Origin of the sequence: Ningiella algicola (assembly GCF_028401415.2) — a bacterium.
Classification (GTDB): Bacteria; Pseudomonadota; Gammaproteobacteria; order Enterobacterales; family Alteromonadaceae; genus Glaciecola.
The window spans coordinates 2700095-2725024 of the sequence record NZ_CP171821.2; the positions used below are offsets into that span (position 1 = coordinate 2700095).

Consider the following 24930-nt stretch of genomic DNA (forward strand, 5'->3'; position numbering starts at 1 on the left):
AAATAAAACTCATAACAGGCCCAGCGCGATGACACATTCTAAACAATTATTCACCAAAATAAGCTCTCAAGGTATGTTAGAAATAAGCATTAAATCGGCAGAGCTACCGCAGCCAAAAGCACACGAAGTCATTGTGAAAATTGAGGCCTCCCCTATCAACCCGTCTGACATGTATCCTATGTTTGGCCCTGCAAATCTGAACGAAGCATCTTACAATAAAGAGACGATGACGCTTAGCGCGCCTGTGCACAAAGGGCTGTTGCCACGCATTAAATCTCGCTTAGATATGAGCCTGCCAATAGGTAACGAAGGCGCCGGTACTGTAATTGCGGCGGGCGAGAGTGACGCCGCTCAGGCCTTAGTAGGCAAGACCGTTGCAGTGTTATCAGGCGCATGTTACGCCGAATATGTTTGTGTACCCATTCAAGCTTGCCTGCTGCACAATGAAGGCACTAGTGCAAAAGCAGCCGCTTCTTCTTTTGTGAATCCACTCACTGCCCTAGGCATGGTTGCAACGATGCGCATGGAAGGTCACAGTGCACTCGTTCACACGGCGGCTGCATCTAATCTGGGCATTATGCTCAATAAAATATGTATTGCAGAGGGCGTGTCGCTAGTGAATATTGTTCGCAAGCAAGAGCAAGCCGATATGCTTGCCGCTTTAGGTGCAAAGCATATTTGCAACTCTTCCAGCGACACCTTCAAGAAAGACTTGTATCACGCCATTGAAGAGACGGGCGCAACACTTGCGTTTGACGCTATCGGTGGCGGAGAGCTGGTGAGCGACATATTAACGGCAATGGAAATGGTTGGCAGCAAAGATACCAAAGGCTTTAATACCTATGGCTCCGAAGCAAACAAACAGGCATACATTTATGGTGGTTTAGATTTTAGTCCGACTATTTTAAACCGCGCTTACGGCATGACGTGGGGCATTGGGGGTTGGTTGCTCATGCGCTTTCTTGCAAAATTATCAACACAAGAGGTGTTAGCGCTGCATAAGCGAGTAGCAGATGAAATCGACACCACCTTTAAAAGCGATTTCACTGAAGTACTAAGCTTAGAGGAAGTGCTCTCACCCGACAAAATTGCTCAATACAACGCTAAAAAGACGGGTGAGAAATTTTTAGTTGATCCTCACAAGTAATAGGATTATCTGAGAAGTGTTTAACTAGATCTTTGTGGCGGCTCAGCCTATCTAATTAGCGTGATGTTTTCTGTGTTTGCCTTCGGTAACTTTCTTAGTTTTTACACACTGTGTTTTTACACGATCTCTATGCGCTTACAAGAGTCATTGGGCACAGTGGAAGAACTACCGCAGAAAAATAACTCTGTGGCACTGTAAGTAACTTACAAAAAGTTTAAAAAGAACCCTTTTAACTTTCAATCTTCTGTTGGCAACAAGACCCTTGTCTTTTTTTCTACACCGTCAAAGTATCAGAATTATATGCGGCATTTGCAACGACTAATTATATACATCAAGATCTTCGAGTCCGCCTTTATAATGTGACAGAAGTGACGATTGAGCTTCGTCGATAAACCGCAGGTGTACTTCAAAATTATCTTGCAGAGACATCGTTGATGTCTTCTGCGTATTTCAAGCGGTATCGCTGGAGTATCCATTTCGCCCATTCGCTTTAGCGATGTACAACTGTCTATCAGCCCGTTCCAACCCAGTTTGGAAAGGCTCTTTTACGTTTAAAACCGTTAAACCAATAGATATTGTGACTTGATATTGCTGATGTGTAGTTCCCGCACAGAACCAGTTGCCGCAAACTACTAGAGTGCTCCAGTGCGTCCAAGCACATAATCCAACTAGCATGGATGCGTTTGCCATCGTCAGCAAAAAAGCATTTTTTATACATGATAAGCAATATATGTATAGATTTTTAGATTTATTATACATATTGTATGATTCATATATAGAAACTAGCAAAAAGCCTAAATGATAAAACATAGTTATCCTCTTTCTCTGCCATTGCTACCACTAGAGAATATCGAAAGATATGAGACGCGTAAGGTCCTAAAAAAAGCTAGCGAGGCACATCGCTACCTGGCTGAGCTTAAAGGAGTATCTGCCACCATACCAAATGAAGCCATTCTCATTAATATGCTAACCCTACAAGAAGCAAAAGATTCATCGGCAGTAGAAAACATAATTACGACTCATGATGAACTCTACAAAGCCGGAATACTTGCAGAGTCGAGCATTAGTCACGCAGCAAAAGAAGTGCAAGATTATTCAACTGCTTTAAAACACGGATTTGCAAAAGTAAGGGTCAGCAAAATCATCCGTTTAGCTGACATATTAGCTGTGCAAGAAAAACTCGAGAAAAACAATGCTGGATTGCGCCGCCTACCTGGAACGGGTTTGAAAAATGTGAAAACCGGTGAAGTGGTTTATATACCACCACAAAATGCCAAAGATGCAGAGCAACTCATGGCAAACCTAGTTGAATATATTAATAACAGCGAAATGTGTGATGCAGATCCGCTTGTAAAAATGGCAATAATCCACCATCAGTTTGAGAGTATTCACCCTTTCTACGACGGAAATGGTCGTACAGGAAGAATTATCAACGTTCTTTATTTGGTGGCACAGGATTTACTCGATCTCCCAATACTTTACCTTAGTCGCTACATCATTCAGAACAAAGCAGAATATTATCGACAGCTTCAAAATGTAAGAGAAACGAATGACTGGGAGTCATGGCTGTTATACATGCTGGAAGGAGTAGTAGAGACAGCCCAAAAAACAATAAGGCTGATAAAACAAATTAAAGTGATGATGCAAGACTACAAACATCGTGTTCGAAAAGAGTTGCCCAAAATCTATCGCCAAGAACTCATAAATAACATGTTCAATCATCCGTACACAAAAATTGAATTTGTAATGCAAGATCTCAACGTATCGCGAATCACCGCCACCAAATATCTCGAAATGCTGGTGGAGAAAGGTTTTTTATACAAGGCTAAATTCGGTAAGCATAACTTTTATATTAACCAACCCCTGTTTGACTTGTTTATATATCCGCCCTAGTTAACCTGAGCTGCGTATAAGAAAAGTGAGCTTCCATCTACATTCTTAAAAGTACATCGTTCATTCGTTGTTAATTTGGCTCACTTGATAAGTTTAAACACCAATGCCGCATCAAATGCAGAGACTGCGCCTGGAGGCGGGTTTCTCACTTTAAGTAATAATGAGCAAATTCCGGTGAGTCGGCGGTTTTTGCCTATGGTGAGAGGAGCTGTTTCTTGATGACGGCTCGTCCAGTCGAATTAGCGTAACGTTTTCTGTGATTGTCTTGGCTAACTTTTTTAGTCTTTTAACACACCTTTGCCTATACATTTCGAACTACCCAGTAGCCTGATTTGGTAGATCCAACACGTTGCAATTTACCTTCATTTTGTAACTTGGCAATCGCACGCCCTATTGTGCGAAGATCTTTTCCAATTCTATCGGCAAGTACTTGGCGAGTCATTTCAGGTTTAGACGTCAGCAACACCAAAATAGCTTCTGGTGTTTTCAAGTTTTCAACATTTACAAGGGCGTTTTCAGGGGCGTTTTCAGGGGCGTTTAGAGGGACGTTTTGCGCCAAAGTCTGCGCGATAACAGATAGCATAAAGTGAATGAATGGAGTACTGCCGGCACGCTGATCAGCATCTTCAAGCACCTGATAATATTGCTTTTGATTGTCCTTGATAATGCTTTCTAAAGGCAATGACAAAAATAAGGGATGCCACTTAGACAAAATTAAGGTTTGCCACAATCGCCCCATTCGACCATTGCCATCACTGAATGGATGAATGAATTCAAACTCATAATGAAACACACTGCTGGTGATTAGGGGGTGATCTTTTGCTTGCGCTAGCCAACTTGTTAATTCAGCCATCAACCCTGACACCTGAAGCGCTGGCGGAGCGACATGATGCACTATTTTACCTTTTTGAATTCCTACTGCCTTGCTACGAAAAACTCCTGGGTTTGTTAAAATATCGCGCATCATTAAGCTATGTGCATTGAGTAAATGGCTTATTTTGTCAGGTGCAAAATCCGTAAGGGAATCATAAGCCGCAATTGCGCCTTGAACTTCATTCAACTCGCGCACACTCCCCAGCACACGGTGCCCGTCAACAATTGCTGTAATTTGATCCTCGCTTAAGGTATTTCCTTCAATTGCCAAAGTGCCTTTAATGGTTTTGATTCTGTTTTGCTTGCGCAATTTTGGTGAGCTATTTAACGCACTCACATCCAATCTGCCCACCTGCTCACTGATTTCAGCGACTAAGTTTAATATGTCAGGCGTGATCGTAAATGGGGGTTGATGTAATTGCGCAATATAGTTCGAAATGAAATTACTTTCAGCCTAGCAACAATCGACGATCGAGCATCTAGGCCTTAGGAAAAGTCCGAAGCAATTTGATTGCGTGCGGCTAACTTTTCAAATCTTCATAAATTAAAGATCGAAATAATATTCAAACTTGAATATTGTTGAAGGAGCAGGCTTTCGTGGTTCAACATATGAAACTAAAGATCTTGACAAAAAATACACTTCTATCGTTAACGCGCCAGTTAATGCATGTTTCGGTCGAAATCGATCCATCATTTCGTTTCAATCCGATCATTGATTTCGATTTGAAACGATCACCGATTTCGGTGTTATTCGATCAAATTGAGCACTTTTCCGAAATCAGTGATCGGAATGCCGAAACAACCTTCTTTTTCTAGTTAAATCAATTGGTAAGCTATGCCTTAACGTCAGTGTTAAGGAAATACGCAGCCATGCCTAGAAAGAGAACTGAAATGAGAAAAGTAAAAGACGTCCTGCGCTTGAAGTTTGAGGTAGGATTGAGCAATCGCGATATTGGCAAATGCCTGAGCCTTGGCCCCGCTACCGTGAGTGAAGTCCTCACGCGATTTAAATCGAGTGATTTAACATGGCCACTACCAGAGGGCCTAAGCGATCAGCAACTTGAAGGCAATCTCTATACTGCTGCGACGGCTAAACGCAAGAAACGCCTACCTGACTTCCTGAAAATGAAAATTGAGCTAAAGCATCGGCATATGACCAAGCTGCTGCTATGGCAAGAATATTGTAAAGAAGATAGCGCCACCGCTTACGGATACACTCAATTCTGCGAGCACTATCAGTCGTGGCTTAAAAAGCAAAAACGCAGCATGCGCCAGCATCATATTGCCGGCGATAAGTTATTTATTGACTACTGCGGCCCAACAGTTCCCATTGTTAGCCCTGATACGGGGGAAATCAGATATCACGCGCAGATATTCGTTGCGACGCTAGGTGCGACCAATTACACCTATGTCGAAGCGGGCCGCTCACAAAAGCAAGAAGATTGGATAATGGCGCACGTGCGTGCGTTCAATTATATGGGCGGCGTGCCGCGCCTGTTGGTGCCAGACAACCTCAAGTCAGCGGTGATTAAAGCTCATCCTTACGCGCCTACGCTGAATGAAAATTACGCTAAAATGGCAAGGCATTATGGCACGGCCATCATGCCCGCTAGACCTTATAAACCCAAAGATAAAGCCAAAGCTGAAAATGCCGTGCTGATTGTTGAGCGTTGGGTATTAATGCGCTTGCGTCATTATGTGTTTTACACCTTGTCAGACTTGAACGTTAAAATCAAAACCCTAATGGAGGACTTAAATAACCGTCAACAACGCATGTATCCTGGCTCACGCAAACAGCAGTTCGAGTTGCTAGATAAGCCCGCGCTGGGCAGTTTACCCGCATGCCCTTATGAATACATCGACAGTAAACGCGCCAAGGTCGGCCCTGACTACCATGTGCTGTATGAAAAGCATGCGTACTCTGTACCTAATGGTTTAGTCGGCGACACTGTCACGCTAGAAGTCAGTGCCAATATCGTGTGTATTTATCATCACAACCAGCTCGTCGCGCAACATGCTCGCACGTTTAAAGACGGCGGATTTACGACCATTAAAGAGCATATGCCACATAGCCATGTGAAGCAGCGCTTCGGTCCAGAGCGCCTATTAAGTTGGGCTGAAAATATTGGCGCGGGTGCTCGTGGCGTGGTTGAGTGGCATATCCAAAGCCGTAAACACCCTGAGCAAGCGATTAAAAGCTGTTTAGCCATACTGCATCTCACTAAGCAATACGGCAATGCCCGCGTAGAGGCCGCCTGCCAAAAAGCCTTACTGCTTGAGCGGCCACATCGCACGGTGGTGGTAAATCTACTCAATCATCGCAAAGAAGCGGCACATCAAGCACCCGAGCAAGATGACACACCTGTCACACACCACAATATCCGTGGACAACATTACTATCAATAGGAAACATCATGAACCAACAAGCACTGCAAGAGCAACTGCGCTCACTGCGACTTGGGCACTTTAGCCAAGCGCTTGAGCTGCAACAATCACAAGTGGCGACATATGAGGATATGAGCTTCGAAGAGCGCCTTGGCTTACTGGCACAGCACGAAATACTCTGCCGTCAAAATACTAAAATCAAACGCTTAATACGTCAGGCAAAAATGCGCTTAGATGCGCACGCCAGTCATCTAGACTACCGAGCAGCACGAGGACTGCGCAAGGAAAAAATAGCGACCTTACTCAGCGGGCAATACCTGCATTACTCGCACAACGTCATTATCACAGGGGCAACCGGTTGCGGTAAAACCTATTTAGTCTGTGCGCTTGGACAACAAGCATGCGAGCAGCATCACAGCGTTAAATATTACCGACTAGGTCAGTTACTCGATGAGCTTAACATCGGCCATGCCGATGGTAGTTACCGTCAACAACTGGCGCAACTTGCCAAGAAAAAGCTGCTAATACTCGATGACTGGGGCATGGAAAAGCTAAATGCTCGACAAGCCAACGACTTGCTTGATGTCATGGAGGACCGTTATCAAAACGCCAGCACTATTATTGCTAGCCAAATACCGGCGACAGACTGGTATAAGCTCATAGCAAACCCGACCGTTGCTGACGCACTACTTGACCGATTACTGCATAACAGTCATCGCATCGAACTCGCTGGGGAGTCAATGAGAAAACTAGACCAATCCGATCACTTAGGGTAAAAAGAAGGCTGGGAGAAAAGAAGGTTATGAAGCGATCGGATAGAACCGAAATGACTGACTGTTTTTACCGAAATACGCAAGTTAAAGCATACTTTCAAAACATCTCGCTAGTTTAAAGCATACTTTCAAAACATTTCGCTGGTTGAAGTATACTTTCAGGACATCTCGACGGTTAAAGCATACTTTCAAGACATCTCGTTGGTTAAAGCATACTTTCGGGACATCTCGATGATTAAAGCATACTTTCAAGACATCTCGTTGGCTAAAGCATACTTTCGGGACATCTCGTTGGTTAAAGCATACTTTCGGGACATCTCGATGGTTAAAGCATACTTTCAAGACACCTCGTTGGCTAAAGCATACTTTCAAGACATCTTGTTGGTTAAAGCATACTTTCGGGACATCTCGATGGTTAAAGCATACTTTCAAGACACCTTGTCTGGTCTAATAGCTACAAGATAGTCGACCCCATTTTTTGTAATTATTGTCTTTTCCAGCTCGCCATTGTTAAAGTTGCGAACGATACTATTTAGCTCTCTTTTGAAACGACTAACCGGTATTTTAGCATTGCTAACATGCCCTAATTGAATGGAATTTGCCAACTATCTAACCCCTCAAATTAAGCATAAGTAATGTTGACCAGTTTTGGTAAACCATAGGCAACGTGCGACCTTTAAGATCGTATAGCTTTGTAATGTTGATACAAGCTTTCGCTGGCTTCTCGACAAATATATGCGATCGCGTCAAGCCAAATAAAATAGTCCTCAACCCGTCTTCGTGACCAACCTTTCGGTATAGCGGCAGCGTTTGACGAAATATCTGCCAATTTAATTAGCTTTACTGAACGTGGTGCAGATTGTAGTTTTACAATTGTATAACGCCGTCTTTCTTCGAGAGTTTTTGTCTTATCATCAGTCAAGCCAGTGACTAAGTTTGTAACCCGATTACCAAAACGTGATAATAAGTCGGACTTCGAAATGTTTGTGTCCTCGACGACATCATGAAGAATTCCAGCAACAATCACGTCCTCATCGTTCAGGGTTGCCACATTTTCCAGCAATCCTTTTACTTCCTCAAGATGCACTATATACGCCGAGCCGTCGCTTTTTCTCTTTTGTCGAGCATGTGCTTTTTCAGCGAGCGCCAAGGCTGATTCAATCCTTTTAGAGCACGTCATTTGAGTGTCACGTAGCCGTTCGAGGTCGATGCTCACGGGATTTAATTCAACAGAATAAGCCGTGAAATCATATTGTTTTTCATCATTTTCTTTCTCATCGAAATATCGACCAATACAGAAGTTATCAAATGCTTTGTCTTGATCTAGTTGGTCTATCTCTACGATTTGCATGAGATGAGAATTGATGGCAGTAGGTAGCTCTCTAATTTCAGTGTTGCCAAGCCCCATATATCCCGCTTTGTAAAAATGTAAAGTATTGCGAGAGTAGTACAAGTCCGAACTTAAAAAGACTTTTAGGTCATTGTTCATATGAGTTCCGTTGAGTATTAGTGAGTTCTAGGGTAAAGAATTCACTTGGTAGGATTTTATCGATGAAAATGCGTACTTCTTTTGTTAGACGTTGCTCTGACAGTCCCGAGTTTCGGAGCAACCACCATCGTTTATATCGAGAATGATGATCGCTAGTTAATATCGTATTCGTAATTCGTCGAATCTGAAATTCGAATATCGATTCACTGTATTTCTCGAGCAGAGCGTGTGTGAGAACATATTTTGTTGGCTTTTTTTCAATTGAAGCTGAGCGAGGTAGGCGATAAATCAGAAAGCGCTTTGTCAGACGCCGAAATGACAAATGGGCATCGAAGTCGTCAATTATTTTCAATAGCGATTTGGCCGCTTTTTTGTCTCTCTGCTTCCAATTAATACGACTTGAGTTATGAGTACGGGCGACTTTAAACTGATTATTAGCATCTAATAGCCTTGACCTGTCCTCACGGTATAGTCGCGCATATAAATTCGGTCTTAATTTTCGTGCTGATTTTGGTCCATTCAATGCCAAAAGATTTTGCCATTCAGCCATGTCATGAGTGCTTCTAGCTGAAGTCTTCCGGGTACCTTCACAGTATATAGTTTCCGTCTCTTTCGCCATATTTGATGCCTGTTTTACGCACTCAACAATTGAAAAATCTGGACCTTTTATTGCCCCGTTTACAACAATATGCTCTAAGTAGCTAAAGCTCTTTCTGTGTTTTCTGAAAATCGAATGTAACCAGCTACTGGACGATTTGGTGTTTACCAAGCCGTTTTTACTTAGAAATGCTTCTGGCCAACGTTGCTTAACCAACTCCTCGATAGGCTCAAATTTGATATATTTTCCTTTTCTGCACTCAGCTGTCTGCGCCAGCTCAAGATAGTAATTTGTCCATTGGTGAAAGGTTGGGGTTATCGGCTCCCCTTGATTGAGCAATTCTCTGCATTTTGCCTCAACAATTGCCTCGTGCTCACCAATTTCATAGTGCGGCACTTGGTCACAAGACTTAATTCGCAAAGGATGAAATGTATGTCTCTCATATCCAAGCTGCTCACCCTTCAAACCCAACAACTTGCATCTGTGAATCGCGCAATGCTGAACGGCAACGATTTGATGAATTCTCTGCCAGTGTCCTATGCCAAACTTATTCTTCTGGTCTAACAGGCACAATGGACAATATCTCAAAAACGTTAGTTTGGGTAAACGATTGGCAGCTAGTCCACTTCTTACAAATAGTCGACTTGCATTACCATTCCTCATATTACTAAGAAGCTCCACTCTCAATTCTGGTCTGATGAAAGAGGAAACCAATGGGAAGAGTGTATGTTGATGAATAATTTGATCAATGGTGTACCTGGGTGGTAGGCAACCACTACTATAAAGTTTCTGTAAGTGTCCCGGAATAGCAATTGTCGCCGCTGTTGAACGGCTGTCAAAGACAGCCTCAATTAAAGCTTTAGGACTTTCCAAACTTAAGTGAACTGCCAATCTCGCTAAGAAGCTATAGAGCAGCTCATCTTTAAAGAAGTTCAACGAGTTTAGGTGCAAAGAATATCTCAAAGAAAGTCCTTATCGCTGCAATTGTTGGAAAGGATCATTCTCTGTCTGACTTAAAAACTGTTCTTCATTAATCTGAATTCGTGGCCGTTTCTCTTTCACATTTGTTTTTTGATTGCACTTTCGTTCTTCAATTAATTGTGTGAGGAAGGGAAAGGCTTCAATCGCACTCATTTTCGGATTGTTGCTACAAAAGTCATTTATTAGAGGAAGACAAAACTCTTTATTAATTCCGAGGTGAATGCATATCTCAAGCAGTTCTCTATTTAGCCCTGGCAAAGTTAATGTCGTGCTCGCTTTGTCATTATTTGATTTAATTATGCTGCTTTGTAGCTCGGTCATTCTTGACTTTAACTTAGCCTGAGGTAAGTCTTCGAAGTCAGCAATTCTGGCGGGATCGTTTGAGCGAAGTGCAGCTAAAGCATTGTGCACTGGTTTTAGATCCTCTTTGTATACCTGTCTCATCAGCTCAAGCGTTATAACTTCTGTTTTACTGCGAATTGCACGAAGTTGGCTGTAGATAAATAACTTGATCGCAATATCAAGAACCCCTTGCGAAAGATCGAACCATGTGTTCCGAATTTCATCAGTCAAAGTTGCTTTGGGCTTATCGAGATACTGATAATGCCAAAGTGTATTCGTGAAATGTTCCCATAGTTTTTTGCAGTTGTTTTTCTCACCGTTACGTTTTTTCTGAGAATCTAATGGATCCCAAAAGTCAAAACCAACAACCCTCCTGGCCATAGCTAAATTCTCTTCCAATTTACCTATACCAGCGGGTGTACCAGCAAAAATAACTGGCAAACGAATCGTGTTAATTAGGTTTACTAAAAAACCTAATACGGCCTCACCACCTCGCTTCGCTTTGCGCCATGACTGGAATTCATCAATTACTAGCAAGCCAATGTGAAAACGAGACGCTGCTCGCTGCATTTTGCGTAGTAAAGACTTTTCATTTTCTCGTCTTTCAAACCACTGCGTATCACGTTCACCGGTGGCCTTGTTTAAAGACTCAAAGAAGTTATGACAAAGCGTTACAAGGCTGCCATCGTGCGGAAATTCAATTACGAGATAAGTAATTTGTAAAAAATTGTATTTTTCATGATAAATGGCTTGAGGTTGCAGAGCCAAAATCCTCTCGAAAGAAGTCGACTTTCCATCACCGGGTATTCCATAGAAGCTGCAACTATTAATGTTGGCGGTTGGATGATTGAGTAATCTAGCCTTGCCCTTACCCTTTTGAGAATTTTGATACGCAATTTGTAAATCCAAATCTTGCTGATGCTTTATTGGATTGGATTTCTGCTGGCGTAGCCAACTCTAAGCTTTTGATGCACCATCCGAAGTAAATCAATATGCTGAGGCAGTGGGACGAAACTGCTGCTTAACGAATGAATCAGCTCTTGAGAGCGTTCACTTGGACTACCTGTGCGATTTACAGATTCAGGAAGATTTTGCAAAGCCTTAATGATTTCTTTTGGCTCATCAATCCAAGCCAATGAAGTGATTAGGGGGTTATCATCAAAATAGTCAATTCCCGTAGGCCTATACTCAGCTTTAAAGTAGCTATCTCGTTCAATCAAAAGTGTCATTTCCATTTGTATCATTTTGCTCGACTTCCGTGTCATTTAAGTTGAATAGGTCGTCGATATCAGGGTCTGAAAAATCATCCAATTGATCTTTAATTTCGATATCGACGGGTGAAAATTTATTAATTAGTTCTCGTCGTTCAATTTCCTTTTCTAGAGCACGATTCTCCGGAATTGCTTTTATTCGCCCAGCGTGAGAGCATTTTTTGAGAGCATTCAATTCTTTTTGAGCTTTACGCTGAATGTTAAGAACATATTCTTCTTGCAGCCGCTTTGCTTCCTGTGATTCAGCGTGTTGAATTGCTGAGGTTTTCTTTTTGACATCCATCCTCTTTTTAGCTTCGAGAAAACTATAGTTAATGTATTCACGAGAACTTTGCTTAAGGGCGCAAGAAAAAACTTTGTGAGGCTGGAGTTCGTCGATTGCGAAGACGTTGTTTACAATCATTGGGTCAAAGTGAACAACTAGGCGACTAGGGCGCTTTGTACCTTTTGTGCGCTCGAACCAACCACTCTCTCTAAGTTCAGGACTGTCATAATAGAGTCCATTGAATTTAATGCCTTTTGCCGAAACCGTTGCAAAGCCCTTTGGCAAAATAGCTGTTTTCATCTGTTGCATGTCGACAGGCGGTAGCCTTCCCGACCGGTTTTTTAACGCCCAGTCCCAGATATTCTGAGGTGTCAATGGAAGGTCATCAGGAAAATCTGGATCACAGTCATAATTGTCCAGTACAGCATATTTGTTCCACGCCAATATTTGAGAAACTACAATTGCCTCGATTTCGTCTCGACTCAGAAAAGCTGTAAGCCTTCCGTCGATTGCACCTGCCTTTTTTAGTGTTTCTTTATTGGACTTTCCTTGAAGGTTTCCTGAATAAGCCATTTGTATTAAATCTAAAAGCTTCTCAATGCAGCCTTTCGCTTCACTTCTGCCGCTAGCCGTGTTCTCAATTCTTATACCTGTTGTATTAGCAAGGTGAGTACTTTGATCGCCGAACAGCTCTGCTTTATCAGCCAGAATAGCCTGAGGCCTTCCGGTTGAACCCCATTGATTTGTGAGCTTTGGACTTATTCCATGTTTTTTTAGCAAATACGTTTTATCGCTAAAAGTATTCAATAGTGCTAGCGAAGCACTTCGATAATGAGATTCTTGAAAACCAACGTAAAATCCAACAACTAGCCTAGAATAAACATCACAGACTAAGTAAATTGTGAGCCTACCCACAATTTCTGTTCTGTTATCTTTTCTTACTGCAACCATATCTCCCTTTGTACTGTCAATTTCGAATCGAGCACCAGGTCCATACACTGAACCCGCAGCTGTTCCATGCAAGGGGCGATGATTCTTATCGTATTCTTTTTGACTGAGTTTCGAACGTACAACTCTGTGCTTTGATAATTCTGTTCTAAAGAAAAACTTTAAACTGTGGATCGAGGGAATTTCTTGTGTTGTGAGCGCTGGATTTAAACTTTTGCAAAGTGAGACAAAACGATTGTGCGTGTATGTAAGACTTTTGTCCAAAGCAATATGAAATTGCATTATTACAACGAGCATCGCCTCTCGAAACTCAGAATCCAAGATCGCGCTATTGCTTAAACTATATCTATTGCGTGCGCCTGGCTTCTTCTTAAAAACTCTTCGTTTTCCACTACCACCTGACTTATGATAACGATCAGCAAGGGCATACATTGTCTGACCAAAAGTCCAATAATCTCGAAGTGCTCGATAAATAGACGCACTACTAGTGCCATGAAGCGTTGCAGCATCGCTTACAAGCTTTCCACGAATTCCTGAGTATAGATATTCTGGATGCTCAACGATTCCCTTAATCGTATTGAACCTTTCCTCAATCTTGCTTAGAAATTTCTCTGATTTAACCAAAGGAAGCACTGGTTGATATCGATGGTTGTCAACCATACTGATCTCTTGGTTTTTGAAATGAAGTGATAATTCGTTAGCTTTGAACTGCGTTGGAATGCCTGAATTTTTATCAAGCTCAAACAAAAAGAAAGTATCGTCTACAATCTCAATGACACGAAAATGTGTTTCATCCCACAACAACACATCATTGCGAAACAGTGGGCAAGCTTTGAAACGCTCAATTGCTAATGAAGCCACTGCAATCAACCTTATGATTTGATATATCTACGCTTTGTACAAAAGAAATTTCACCTGCAACCAATTTAAAAAATGGGATGGTTAAATCGAAGATGGCTATTCTTTTGGAAAACAATAGCCTTAATTGAGACAATGAGGTGCCATCATCTAAACCCAACGTTTCATCAATACAGCTTACAATCGATAGGAGCCTTTCTTGTTGTCGTTCATATAGCTCGTCTTCCCAAAATTGTGCGGTAGCGATAAGTGAATCTATTGATATATGCAAGCTATCTAATGAGTGAAGCCATTTAAGGTTTTCGCATCGAACTGGATTGATATCCTTCTCAGTAACGACCTGATAATACACACCTAGCTCGTTCCAATAGGACTTCTCAATAAGTAGCTTTTCTTTTGTTCTTGGCTTGCGAACGTCGTCAGAATACTTAGCTTGAATAACGAAGTTTGGGATACTTTGATTTGTTTGAGTGACAAAAAAGTCGCTCGTCATTACGATGTTTTCGCCACGAACGGCAGGGTGTTTCAGCCCTTTTTCAGTTGCTATTTGTATTGTTTTTTCAAGCGATAATGGGAACTGTTCCCTTATGTCGACAACTTCGGTCGCCCAATCCAGTTCTAAAAAGACATGAAACTCAAGATCACTGACCAAGTGGACAACTCTATTGGTTGTTGATGAACGCGCACGATGTGACCTGCCCCGAGAAGGTACATTGTATACTTTTAGCCATGGCAGATAATTTTTACCTGTACCTTGGCCTCTTCCTTGTTTTTGCCAGCGCTTAAAAATAGCTTCATTTTGATCGTATCTGCTCATCATAAACCTCCTTGGTCCTTTTTACAGACTAAGTATTTCTCTTACTGAGTCAAGCACAAATTTAGTCGTAAACTATTGATTTAAAATAAAAGATTGAGAAAGTTGATCAGTGTGATAAGACTCATAATATGACAAATGTAATAAGTTTTTGTTTTGTAATATTTTCGCGTTTCACTGGCGGAAACATAAAAATGACGTTCGCTAGATAAAAAACTTTTTCTCGAAAACTGCTTTTTCTTTTCCGAGAGCACTGACTGTATAAAAATCAATCAAAATCATGTTTAACATATGATTACTTTACAACCGTATCAAAATAAACCATATTATGTATTTATCATTATACTCACTCTGTAAGCATGCTTGATTCAATTAGTTTTTCTCAAAAACAACGATTAGCTTATATAGATTTTTGTCTATTCTTTGTTGGATCAATTTATCGACAAGACTTAACTAACCGATTCGAAGTTGGCTTATCTGCTGGTTCTCGCGATTTTGGTTTATACAAAGAGTTGGCACCAGAGAATTTAAGATATGATGCTAGAGAAAAGCGATATTTTCAGACCCCTGAGTTTAGTCCCGTTTTTGAGTATGACCCTCTGAGGACGCTGACAAAACTAGCTAATGATATTTCCGACGGATTCGATGCAATTGGAGATAAACACTTTCCGGTGGAAGCCCCCTCTAGTCTGAACGTTCCTGATATATTCGTTTTAGCTAGGCTAGTGCAAGCGATTTTAAATCATAAGGCAGTTAGTGTTATCTACACATCACTATCGAGTGGCTCGAATACTCGGGAACTTGTGCCTCACTCTATCGTTGATAATGGTCTACGTTGGCACGTACGCGCTTATGACCGAAAAAGTCAAAGTTTCAGGGACTTTGTATTGACAAGGATTAGTAAAGTAACTTTGAAGAAATCAGCTGCTGATAGTGAGCTAGCTTCGTTTGATAATCAATGGCAAAAAAAAGTTGCGTTGCGACTTATCCCTCATCCCAAGAACATCAACTTTCCAACAGCAATCGAAATGGACTATGGAATGGACAACGGACAACTTCTTATTGAGGTGAGAGCTGCGTTAGCTGGATATTTGTTACGGCGTTGGAATGTTGATTGTAGTGAACGTGGAACGCTTGTAGGCCGAGAATATCATCTATGGTTACAAAACCGATTTACACTAGATACCGTCGAAAACCTTACCATTGCGCCAGGGTACGACCAAAACTAAAGGAATATTGATATATGTCGCAAGTAAAAATAAAAACTGGGAAGAAAGTCGATAAACAAGAAAAAGGTTTCGAGGAATCACTTTGGGACACAGCAAACAAGCTTCGTGGCAGTGTTGAATCATCAGAATACAAGCATATCGTATTGAGCCTCATCTTCTTAAAGTTCATTAGCGATAAATTTGAAAAGCAGCGTAAAAAGCTTGTTGCTGATGGCATGGGCGATTATGTAGACATGGTTGAATTTTATGCGAAAGACAACGTGTTTTACTTGCCGGAAGAGGCGCGTTGGTCGTTCATACAAAAACAAGCCAAGCAAGACGATATTGCTGTCAAGATTGATACTGCATTGCATACTGTTGAGAAAAACAATGTATCGTTGAAAGGCGCATTGCCAGATAACTACTTTTCTCGTTTAGGGCTAGATGCAAGCAAGCTGGCGGCACTTATAGATACCATTAATAACATCAACACCGTTGCCAACGAATGTCACATGACAGAGGAAGATTTGGTAGGTCGTGTTTACGAATACTTTCTTGGTAAGTTTGCGGCAAACGAAGGAAAAGGCGGTGGCGAGTTCTACACTCCAAAATCTGTGGTTTCACTTATCGCCGAAATGATTGAGCCATATAAAGGTAAAATCTACGACCCTTGCTGTGGCTCAGGCGGTATGTTTGTGCAGTCATTAAAATTTATTGATAGTCACAACGGCAGTAAAAAAGACATTTCGATATATGGACAGGAGTACACCAGCACTACCCATAAACTAGCCAAAATGAACCTTGCGGTACGAGGTATCAACGGCAATTTAGGTGATGTAGCAGGCGATAGCTTCTTTAAAGATCAGCACCCTGATTTAAAAGCAGATTTCATTATGGCGAACCCGCCATTTAACCAGAAGCAATGGCGTGCAGATAATGAGTTGGTTGATGATCCTCGTTGGTCAGGCTTTGAAGTTCCACCCACAGGAAATGCTAACTATGCTTGGATCATGCACATGATCTCGAAGCTTAGTGAGAACGGTACAGCAGGTTTTGTGCTTGCAAATGGCTCAATGAGTTCAAACACAGGCGGTGAAGGCACAATTCGACAGAAAATTATCGAAAATGATTTGGTAGATTGCATGATTGCATTACCGGGGCAGCTTTTCTACACCACGCAAATCCCAGTCTGCTTATGGTTTATCACCAAAAACAAAAACGAAAATACCGAACTTGGTTATCGTGATCGCCAAGGTGAAACTCTATTTATCGATGCTCGTGAAATGGGCACTATGGTCAGCCGTGTTCATAAAGAATTAACCACGGACGATATCGCTGAAATTGCCAAAACTTATCATGCATGGCGTGGCGAGAAGAAAGACGGTAACTATGAAGATAAAGCAGGTTACTCAAAGTCAGCAACGTTGGAAGAAATTAAAGCTAATGACTTTGTATTAACTCCGGGCCGCTATGTTGGAGCTGCAAAATTAGAAGATGATGGCATCCTATTTGAAGTCAAAATGAAAGAGCTAAGCCAAACCCTTTATAGTCAAATGGAACAAGCAGAAGGGTTAGACAAAGCTATTTGTCAAAACCTAGAGGGGCTAGGTTATGGAAAATGATTGGGACGAATTCGTACTTGGTGAAGTTACATCACTTCGCAATGGTGCAGGCATAAAACAAGAATATTTTAGCGAGGCAGAAGATGCAGTGCCGCTGGTTAAAGTCTCAAATTTTACTCTAGACTCTGTTGATATATCTGAATTTACAAAAGTTGATGCTGATCACGCAGTAAAGTGGACATCTCATTTGCTGAAAAAGAAAGATACATTGATTGCAACTGTTGGATCATGGCCTCCTAATTGGTCTTCAGTTGTAGGGAAAGTAATAAGAGTGCCTGCCGAAGCCGAAGGTTCCATTCAGAATCAAAACACTTGTTGTATATTATCTACGGAAGCAATAGATGAGGACTTTTTATACTACGTTTTGAGAGATAAAAATTTCTCAAATTATATCGTAAACGTTGCTCAAGGGAGTGCGAATCAAGCGCGAGTACCAGTAAAAAAGATAGGCGAGTACAGATTCAGAGGTCCCAAAAGCAAGTTAGCACAAGCTAAAATTGGCAAAACGCTCCGTATATTGGATGAAAAGCTAGCCAATAGTGGCAGAGTTAGCAAAACCTTAGAACAAATGGTGCAGGCATTATTCAAAAGTTGGTTTGTTGATTTTGATCCTGTTATCGATAACGTCCTTGCCGCTGGCAACGATATTCCTGATGCCCTTATAAAAAAAGCTGAGCTACGTAAACAAGCCCTACAGCTACCAGACTTTAAACCACTGCCAGATAGCATTCGAACATTATTCCCAAGCGAGTTTGAACAAACTGATGAACCAACTATTGGTATTGTTGGCTGGATACCTAAAGGCTGGAGAGTTTCTAACACTGATGCTGAGCTAGCTATCAAAGGTGGTTCAACACCGAGTACAAAAAATCCTGATTATTGGGAGGGTGGTGATATTCACTGGACATCACCAAAAGATTTATCTGGTAATGATTCTAAAATTTTGCTGAATACTAGCCGAAAGATAACTGAGGCAGGATTAGCCAAAATAACTTCTGGCTTATTACCAGTTGATACTGTCTTAATGTCATCAAGAGCACCTGTGGGCTACTTAGCATTGGCAAAAGTGCCTTTGGCAATAAATCAAGGCTATATAGCGTTACAGTGTGAAAAGGACCTAACGCCTGAATATACAATGCTGTTTCTAGATTCAATTATGGATGAAATCAAAGGTATTTCTGGCGGAACAACTTTTGCGGAAATCAGTAAAAAGACGTTCAGAAGCATCAAGCTAGTTGTTCCAGCTAAGCCTGCAATTGATGCTTTTACATCAATTGCAAAAACAAACTATGACAAGATTACTGAGAACATCAAGCATACTAATTCTTTGACTGAAACTAGAGATTACTTGTTGCCAAATATTGTTTCAGGTGAAATATCACTTGCTGAGGTAAATTATGGAAGATAACGCAGTACCTCTTCGGTTGAGTTCACGAGCACTAAGTGCTGACCCTAGTGCTGTCCACTTAGTCGAACACAAAGAGAGGCTAGAAGCGGCAGTATTAAGACAAGACGTTCCTCTTTGTTTGGACGTCTCTAAAGCTTTTCTGGAATCAATATTTAAAACCATCTTGAATGATCGGGTAGGAGATGAGGATTTTCCTACTGAATTTTATCCGCTATTTAGAAGAGTTAAAGATGAGGTGCCTTTTAATCACAACGACACTGCAAACAACCTAATAGGTAGGCTTGCAGGTTCATTGGTTAATGTAGTGGCTGAATTAAGGAATAACTTTGGCGCAGCCTCGCATGGTGATGACGGTTATCACGAAAATCCAATAGATGCATCGAGTGCCGATTTCGTGATGTCTTCCGTTGACGGGTTAGCGGCTTTGGTATATTCGAAGCATAAAAACACCATTGTTCCTGAAAGAGCTACAAGAATTAACTACCAAGATTTTTCTGAGTTTAATGACTGGTTAGATGAACAAGGTGAAGACTATGAAATAGTCGTAGGCGAAGATACTGTTTTCAGATATACAGCTAGTCAGGTGCTCTATGAGCAAGATATATCAGCCTACCAAGAAATGCTAATTCAATACATGGCTAACGAAGAAGGTGAAGTAGAGGGAGAACAAGATGACTCTTGATATTCGTGGCAGTAAGAAAACGACTAGAATCAGTGATAATCGCTTTGTTGTATTTGAAGAGCTTATTTCGAATGCAATAGATTCATATTTAATTAGAAAGGATGCCAGTGCAAATATTCCCGCTTTATCCATTCGCTTCGATATAGAATTATACGCTGCTGATCTCGTATCGGTTGATGAAATTGGGTTAAAAATTAGTTGTGAAGACAACGGTGCTGGACTCGGCGAAAATCAAGTTAAGGCTTTTGTAACGAAGGATTCGACATTCAAAGATGATCTTAAAATTAAAGGTATTGGCAAATGTTTTGGTTCTGGTCGTGTTCAATATTTCCATTTTTTTGACAATTTAAGAATTGACAGTGTTTTTGATGATGGTGGCAGTTATAAGCTTAGGATTCTTGATGTAGCAAGCAACACAAAGGAAATATCGGAGGCATCATTCAAGCTAGAAGACGCAACAAATAGAGAGGTTAAAACATTAGTCTCTTTAACGGGGCTGTCTGAACAAGCGATGAAAAAGCATTTCGAGTCTAAAAGTCTACCTAATGAGTTTTCTGCTGCAAATATTAAGCATCATGTGTTTATAACATTTCTTCAGAGACTAATAGCGCTCAAAGACGTCATTGGCGATTTCAGCATAGAGTTGTGTGCTACTTTATTTGGGGAGCAACAGCCAGTTGAACAAATTACTGCTCAGGATTTACCGCAAAAATTACCTGTACCTGATATCCCGATTTTATGTACGCATGGGAGCAATGAACACAACGGTGAATACAAGCTCACTATAAGCACATATGAATTTTCGGAAGATGAATTTGGCGGATTTGAGCATGATGTTGCTCTGTGTGCTAATTCGTCAATTGTAAAGTCACTAACTAAAACGTTTTTAAAGGTACATAAGGATCGAAAGCATTCAATTAATGGAAAGTTCTACTTAGTGCTTATCGAAAGTGATTATTTAGAACGAAATGTCAATGTTAGGCGAGATAACTTTGACATTCCATTTTCGAATCATGGCAACGCCGATTTAATGTCATCAGGTCCTTTTATGCAAGATATTATCGACTCTATTGAGGATTACGTATTAGGTTTATTGGCTCCCACGGATTTTGATAGAGATGCTTTGATCAAAGAGACAGGAACGAAGTTTGGTATTTCAGCCAAGATGCTGGTAGATACGAGGGTAAAAGTTAAATACGGTGATTCTGCCAATGACATTGCTAAACGAGTATTGAAAAAGTATCAAGAAGAAATAGTCGATGACACCTCCGCACTTTTTGATTTAAAAGAGGGGTTATTGAACTTAGATCCTAGAAAAGACAATTTTAGAGACAAAGTTAACGAAATGTCTTGGAAATATACTTCCACCATTCAAAAGATGGATATGGCGAACCTTTCGCAACTTGTTGTTAGACGTTCTTCGATGATTGAAATATTAGGTTGTGCAGTCAACAAGTTACTTACTGTTCAGTCAGATGAAGGAAGAAAAGAAAATGAAAAAATAATTCACAATATATTTTTTCCAACAGGCAAAGATAGCAATGACAAGATAGATCACGATATCTGGATACTCAATGAGGAGTACCACTACTTTGAGCATATTGCTTCTGACAAGCGTCTTTCTTCAATCCCTTGGGGTGACAACGATAATTTATTTGAGCCTGATATTGACTCAGTACTTGCTGAAGTATTTCAAAAAAATGAGAGTGAGAATCAGTTAAAAAGACCTGATATAGCGATTTTTAACGAAGAAGGTGCTGCGATTATTATTGAGTTTAAAGCACCCGGAGTATCAATGGATAACTACATGGGTGACTTGATGGAATATGCTCACCTGCTGGCAGCGAAATCAAAAGGTAGAATTAAAAAGTTTTACGGTTACCTTATTGGAGATACGGTTAAACCATTGCGACTTAAAGGATATAAGAAGTTTCCAAGTGACAAAGGTTGGTTTAGTACAGATTCGCTAGAAGATCCTGTGACTGGTAAGTCATATGGGGAGCTATATTCAGAAATTTTGTATTATCAAGATTTTGTAGATAGGGCAGAACAACGGCTTAAAATTTATAAAGAGAAGCTTGGTATTGAATAAGGATTTTTCATGAAATTTACGGAAGCACAACTAGAGGAGGCAATTATTGAATTATTGGGCGAACAAGGTTTTCCTTATGCACCCGGTAATGAGCTTACTCGTAGCAATACTGAAGTTTTGATTAAGGATGACATACGTCAGTTCTTATCTGATAAGTATCAAGCAGACAATATTACTGCTGGTGAAATCGATTCAATCATAAAGCAAATAGAATCATTGCCTGCCAGTGATTTGTACGATAGCAATAAGACCTTCTGTAAATGGTTGAGTGATGGTTTTTTGTTAAAACGTGAAGACCACACGCAAAAAGATCTCTATATCCAATTAGTCGATTACACCAACGTTGTTCAAAGCCTGTTGCCTGATTTAGTGAAGGAAAGTACACCTGAGTTACTTAAAGTAGCTGAGAAACCGACAAGCTATAATGACTCGAATATCTACAAAATTGTTAACCAGTTAGAAATTGAGGGGGATGATGGCGAGAAGCGCATCCCCGATGGTATCTTATATATCAACGGTTTACCGTTGGTGGTGTTCGAGTTTAAGAGTGCTATTCGCGAAGAAGAAGCTTCAATACATGATGCGTACGTCCAGTTAAATACTCGTTACCGCAGGGACATTCCCGCTCTATTCGTTTACAACGCTTTTTGTGTAATCAGTGATGGTGTTAACAACAAAATGGGAGGCTTATATGCGCCTTATGAATTCTTCTACGCTTGGCGCAAAATAACTGGCAATGAGTCGATAGAAAAAGATGGTATTAGCTCACTGCACACCATGGTTCAAGGCTTATTTAATAAAGCTCGTCTGCGTGATGTTATTCGTAACTTCATTTATTTTCCTGACTCAACAAAGGCTGAAGTAAAAATTGTCTGCCGCTACCCACAGTACTATGCGGCTAGAAAGCTTCACCACAATATAAAGCATGCTCGCAAGCCTGATGGTGATGGTAAAGGTGGCACATACTTTGGCGCAACGGGCTGCGGTAAGAGTTTTACCATGCAGTTTTTATCACGACTGTTAATGAAAAGCGTTGAGTTTGAAAGTCCTACTATTGTGTTAATAACTGACCGAACTGACTTGGATGATCAGCTATCTCAGCAATTCTCTAATGCAAAAGCGTATATTGGTGATCAAACAGTTGTTGCCGTTGAGAACCGCGATCATTTACGTGAAATGCTACAAGGCCGCAACAGCGGTGGTGTGTTCTTAACGACTATCCATAAATTCACTGAAGATACAAAGCTGCTAACGGATAGAAGCAATGTTATTTGTATCTCTGATGAGGCGCATCGCAGCCAAACTAATCTAGATCAGAAAGTCCGTGTTATAGAAAAAGGGCCAAATAAAGGTGTCAGGAAAACTTATGGTTTTGCGAAATACCTTCATGAGTCATTACCCAATGCTACGTTTGTTGGTTTCACAGGTACGCCTGTTGATGCCACTCTTGATGTGTTTGGTCAGGTTGTTGATGCCTATACCATGACTGAATCTGTTAAAGATGAGATCACTGTGCGTATTGTTTATGAAGGTCGAGCGGCGAAAGTCATTTTAGATAATGCAAAATTGGAAGAAATTGAAGCTTATTATCAGCAATGCGCCGATGAAGGCAGTAATGAGCATCAGATTGAAGAAAGTAAAAAAGCTTCTGCAAACATGACTTCAATTCTTGGCGACCCAGATCGTATCAGAGCATTAGCCAAGGACTTTGTTGCACATTATGAATCACGGGTTATAGAAGGCTCTACCTTAAAAGGTAAAGCAATGTTTGTAAGTTCTGCGCGTGAAGTAGCCTATTTGTTTTATCAAGAATTAAAAGGCCTTCGCCCAGCTTGGTTTGAAGTACGTGAATGCGAAGAAGGTGTTGAACTAACCGAGCAAGAGCGTAAAAAAATAAAACCAGTGGAACGAGTCAAAATGGTAATGACTCGTGGTAAAGACGATCCTAAGGAACTATGGGATTTGCTGGGTTCTAAAGAGTATCGTAAAGAATTAGACCGCCAATTTAAAAACGAAAAATCCAACTTTAAAGTCGCTATTGTGGTTGATATGTGGCTAACAGGCTTTGATGTACCATTCCTTGATACCATCTATATTGATAAGCCAATACAACGCCATAATCTGATTCAGACCATATCGCGTGTTAACCGTAAGTTTGAAGGTAAAGATAAAGGTCTAGTTGTTGACTACATTGGTATCAAAACACAGATGAATAAAGCGTTAGCCATGTATTCAAAAACAGATGAAACCAACTTTGAGGATATTGCTCAGTCCATCATTGTTGTAAAAGATCATCTGGATTTATTGGGCAAACTCATGCATCAATTTGATGAATCGCCGTACTTTACTGGGCAACCAATTGCTCAACTCAATTGCTTGAATAATGCCGCTGAATTTGTATTGCAAACGCAAAAACTTGAAAATCGTTTTATGGCATTGGTAAAACGCTTAAAAACGGCTTACGACGTTTGCTGTGGTAGTGAAAAGCTATCGCGAAAAGAGCGTGATTACATTCACTTCTACTTAGCTGTTCGTTCTATTGTCTATAAACTCACAAAAGGTAATGCGCCTGATACTGCACAAATGAATGCCAAAGTTCGTGAGATGATTTCTGATGCGCTTAAAAGTGACGGTGTAGAAGAGATCTTTAAGCTAGGCCAAGGCGAAGATGGTGTTGATATCTTCGATGATGATTACTTAGCAAAAATCGAAAAAATCAAACTGCCAAATACAAAAATAAAATTGCTCCAGCAGATGCTGGCAAAGGCTATTGGTGAGTTTAAACAAGTTAACAAGCTTAAGGCTGTTGATTTCTCTGAGCGCTTTAAATCGTTAGTTGATAAATATAATGAGCGCAAAGAAGAGGACGTATTAGTCAGTGAAGTTCTAGAGGACTTCTCAGATGAAATCATCAACATGTACCAAGACCTCAAATCGGAAATGGGTTCGTTTGAGGACATGGGTATTAACCTAGAAGAGAAAGCGTTTTACGACATTTTGATGGCATTAGCGGTCAAATATGATTTTCAGTACCCAGAAGACAAGTTACTTGAACTAGCAAAAGCAGTAAAAGACGTTGTTGATGATAAAGCTAAATACACTGATTGGAGCCAACGTGATGATATCAAGGCTGAGCTAAAAGTTGATCTTATTATGTTGCTGGCCAAGTATGGCTACCCTCCTGTTGACCGTGATGAGGTGTATAAAGAAATCTTCGAGCAAGCAGAGTCGTTTAAACGAAACAGGAAAGATTAAACAAAACAGCCAGAGATGCTGGTTTT

Annotated in this window: 19 protein-coding genes; 12 read left to right on the forward strand and 7 right to left on the reverse strand. The window is 40.8% G+C overall.

Annotated elements, in window-relative coordinates; genetic code table 11:
* Positions 1-28: 28 nt before the first annotated feature.
* The 3 genes from PN836_RS11665 to PN836_RS11675 all read left to right on the forward strand — a co-directional run bounded on the left by PN836_RS11665 (position 29) and on the right by PN836_RS11675 (position 3259).
* On the forward strand, positions 29-1147 hold the full coding sequence (locus tag PN836_RS11665; protein WP_395338498.1) for a zinc-binding dehydrogenase: 1119 nt from the start codon (positions 29-31) through the stop codon (positions 1145-1147).
* Between the two features lie 798 nt (positions 1148-1945).
* A complete protein-coding gene (locus tag PN836_RS11670) occupies positions 1946-3040 on the forward strand; it encodes a Fic family protein (protein ID WP_395338500.1) in 1095 nt (364 codons plus the stop codon).
* A gap of 84 nt (positions 3041-3124) precedes the next feature.
* Positions 3125-3259, forward strand: a complete 135-nt coding sequence (locus tag PN836_RS11675; protein ID WP_395338502.1) for a hypothetical protein — start codon at positions 3125-3127, stop codon at positions 3257-3259.
* A gap of 82 nt (positions 3260-3341) precedes the next feature.
* Here PN836_RS11675 and PN836_RS11680 read toward each other — a convergent pair whose 3' ends face one another.
* Positions 3342-4250 carry a Fic family protein gene (locus PN836_RS11680; protein WP_395338504.1) on the reverse strand — a complete coding sequence of 303 codons (909 nt, stop codon included), beginning with the start codon at positions 4248-4250 and terminating at the stop codon, positions 3342-3344.
* A 533-nt stretch (positions 4251-4783) separates the two neighbouring features.
* On the opposite strand from PN836_RS11680, the gene istA reads away from it, so the two are divergent.
* From istA to PN836_RS11695, 3 genes are all read left to right on the forward strand, one after another.
* A complete protein-coding gene (istA, locus tag PN836_RS11685) occupies positions 4784-6319 on the forward strand; it encodes an IS21 family transposase (RefSeq protein ID WP_395338422.1) in 1536 nt (511 codons plus the stop codon).
* Positions 6320-6327: 8 nt separating this feature from the next.
* Entirely contained in the window at positions 6328-7074 is a 747-nt protein-coding gene (istB, locus tag PN836_RS11690; RefSeq protein WP_395338423.1) for an IS21-like element helper ATPase IstB, read from the forward strand.
* A gap of 228 nt (positions 7075-7302) precedes the next feature.
* Entirely contained in the window at positions 7303-7536 is a 234-nt protein-coding gene (locus PN836_RS11695; RefSeq protein WP_395338506.1) for a pentapeptide repeat-containing protein, read from the forward strand.
* Positions 7537-7747: 211 nt separating this feature from the next.
* On the opposite strand, the gene PN836_RS11700 is transcribed toward PN836_RS11695, so the two are convergent.
* From PN836_RS11700 to PN836_RS11725, 6 genes are read right to left on the reverse strand one after another with little or no spacing between them, the layout of a single operon-like run.
* Positions 7748-8560, reverse strand: coding sequence for an HD domain-containing protein (locus PN836_RS11700; protein ID WP_395338507.1), 813 nt, complete (start codon positions 8558-8560; stop codon positions 7748-7750).
* The gene (locus PN836_RS11705) at positions 8550-10121 is read right to left on the reverse strand and encodes a TnsD family Tn7-like transposition protein (protein WP_395338509.1); all 1572 of its coding nucleotides are present in this window, start codon (positions 10119-10121) and stop codon (positions 8550-8552) included. The genes PN836_RS11700 and PN836_RS11705 overlap by 11 nt, the downstream gene beginning before the upstream one ends.
* 9 nt (positions 10122-10130) lie before the next feature.
* Complete coding sequence (locus PN836_RS11710) at positions 10131-11390, reverse strand: ATP-binding protein (RefSeq protein ID WP_395338511.1); 1260 nt, start codon at positions 11388-11390, stop codon at positions 10131-10133.
* Positions 11391-11404: 14 nt separating this feature from the next.
* A complete protein-coding gene (locus PN836_RS11715) occupies positions 11405-11716 on the reverse strand; it encodes a hypothetical protein (protein WP_395338513.1) in 312 nt (103 codons plus the stop codon).
* The gene (locus PN836_RS11720; RefSeq protein WP_395338515.1) at positions 11694-13826 is read right to left on the reverse strand and encodes a transposase; all 2133 of its coding nucleotides are present in this window, start codon (positions 13824-13826) and stop codon (positions 11694-11696) included. Before PN836_RS11720 ends, PN836_RS11715 begins: the two co-directional genes overlap by 23 nt.
* On the reverse strand, positions 13807-14643 hold the full coding sequence (locus PN836_RS11725; protein WP_395338516.1) for a TnsA endonuclease N-terminal domain-containing protein: 837 nt from the start codon (positions 14641-14643) through the stop codon (positions 13807-13809). The genes PN836_RS11720 and PN836_RS11725 overlap by 20 nt, the downstream gene beginning before the upstream one ends.
* Before the next feature lie 353 nt (positions 14644-14996).
* Between PN836_RS11725 and PN836_RS11730 the strand changes: the two genes are divergently transcribed.
* Genes PN836_RS11730 through PN836_RS11755 form a run of 6 tightly spaced genes read left to right on the forward strand, consistent with a single transcriptional unit; the run spans position 14997 to position 24904 of the window.
* A complete protein-coding gene (locus PN836_RS11730) occupies positions 14997-15866 on the forward strand; it encodes a WYL domain-containing protein (RefSeq protein WP_395338518.1) in 870 nt (289 codons plus the stop codon).
* Positions 15867-15880: 14 nt separating this feature from the next.
* The gene (locus PN836_RS11735; RefSeq protein ID WP_395338519.1) at positions 15881-17467 is read left to right on the forward strand and encodes a type I restriction-modification system subunit M; all 1587 of its coding nucleotides are present in this window, start codon (positions 15881-15883) and stop codon (positions 17465-17467) included.
* Complete coding sequence (locus PN836_RS11740) at positions 17457-18875, forward strand: restriction endonuclease subunit S (RefSeq protein WP_395338521.1); 1419 nt, start codon at positions 17457-17459, stop codon at positions 18873-18875. Before PN836_RS11735 ends, PN836_RS11740 begins: the two co-directional genes overlap by 11 nt.
* A gap of 16 nt (positions 18876-18891) precedes the next feature.
* Positions 18892-19557, forward strand: a complete 666-nt coding sequence (locus tag PN836_RS11745) for an abortive infection family protein (RefSeq protein WP_395338522.1) — start codon at positions 18892-18894, stop codon at positions 19555-19557.
* Positions 19547-21649 (forward strand): hypothetical protein, encoded by a 2103-nt coding sequence (locus PN836_RS11750; protein WP_395338524.1) that lies wholly within the window; start codon positions 19547-19549, stop codon positions 21647-21649. Before PN836_RS11745 ends, PN836_RS11750 begins: the two co-directional genes overlap by 11 nt.
* Before the next feature lie 9 nt (positions 21650-21658).
* On the forward strand, positions 21659-24904 hold the full coding sequence (locus PN836_RS11755) for a type I restriction endonuclease subunit R (RefSeq protein ID WP_395338526.1): 3246 nt from the start codon (positions 21659-21661) through the stop codon (positions 24902-24904).
* The last annotated feature ends 26 nt before the right edge of the window (positions 24905-24930 follow it).

Excerpts from the sequence above, each read along its gene's own strand:
- PN836_RS11665 (WP_395338498.1), top strand. The coding sequence starts at position 29 with ATGACACATTCTAAACAATTATTCACCAAAATAAGCTCTCAAGGTATG.
- PN836_RS11670 (WP_395338500.1), top strand. The coding sequence starts at position 1,946 with ATGATAAAACATAGTTATCCTCTTTCTCTGCCATTGCTACCACTAGAG.
- istA (WP_395338422.1), top strand. The coding sequence starts at position 4,784 with ATGCCTAGAAAGAGAACTGAAATGAGAAAAGTAAAAGACGTCCTGCGC.
- istB (WP_395338423.1), top strand. The coding sequence starts at position 6,328 with ATGAACCAACAAGCACTGCAAGAGCAACTGCGCTCACTGCGACTTGGG.
- PN836_RS11695 (WP_395338506.1), top strand. The coding sequence starts at position 7,303 with ATGATTAAAGCATACTTTCAAGACATCTCGTTGGCTAAAGCATACTTT.
- PN836_RS11700 (WP_395338507.1), bottom strand. The coding sequence starts at position 8,560 with ATGAACAATGACCTAAAAGTCTTTTTAAGTTCGGACTTGTACTACTCT.
- PN836_RS11715 (WP_395338513.1), bottom strand. The coding sequence starts at position 11,716 with ATGGAAATGACACTTTTGATTGAACGAGATAGCTACTTTAAAGCTGAG.
- PN836_RS11725 (WP_395338516.1), bottom strand. The coding sequence starts at position 14,643 with ATGATGAGCAGATACGATCAAAATGAAGCTATTTTTAAGCGCTGGCAA.
- PN836_RS11730 (WP_395338518.1), top strand. The coding sequence starts at position 14,997 with ATGCTTGATTCAATTAGTTTTTCTCAAAAACAACGATTAGCTTATATA.
- PN836_RS11735 (WP_395338519.1), top strand. The coding sequence starts at position 15,881 with ATGTCGCAAGTAAAAATAAAAACTGGGAAGAAAGTCGATAAACAAGAA.
- PN836_RS11740 (WP_395338521.1), top strand. The coding sequence starts at position 17,457 with ATGGAAAATGATTGGGACGAATTCGTACTTGGTGAAGTTACATCACTT.
- PN836_RS11750 (WP_395338524.1), top strand. The coding sequence starts at position 19,547 with ATGACTCTTGATATTCGTGGCAGTAAGAAAACGACTAGAATCAGTGAT.
- PN836_RS11755 (WP_395338526.1), top strand. The coding sequence starts at position 21,659 with ATGAAATTTACGGAAGCACAACTAGAGGAGGCAATTATTGAATTATTG.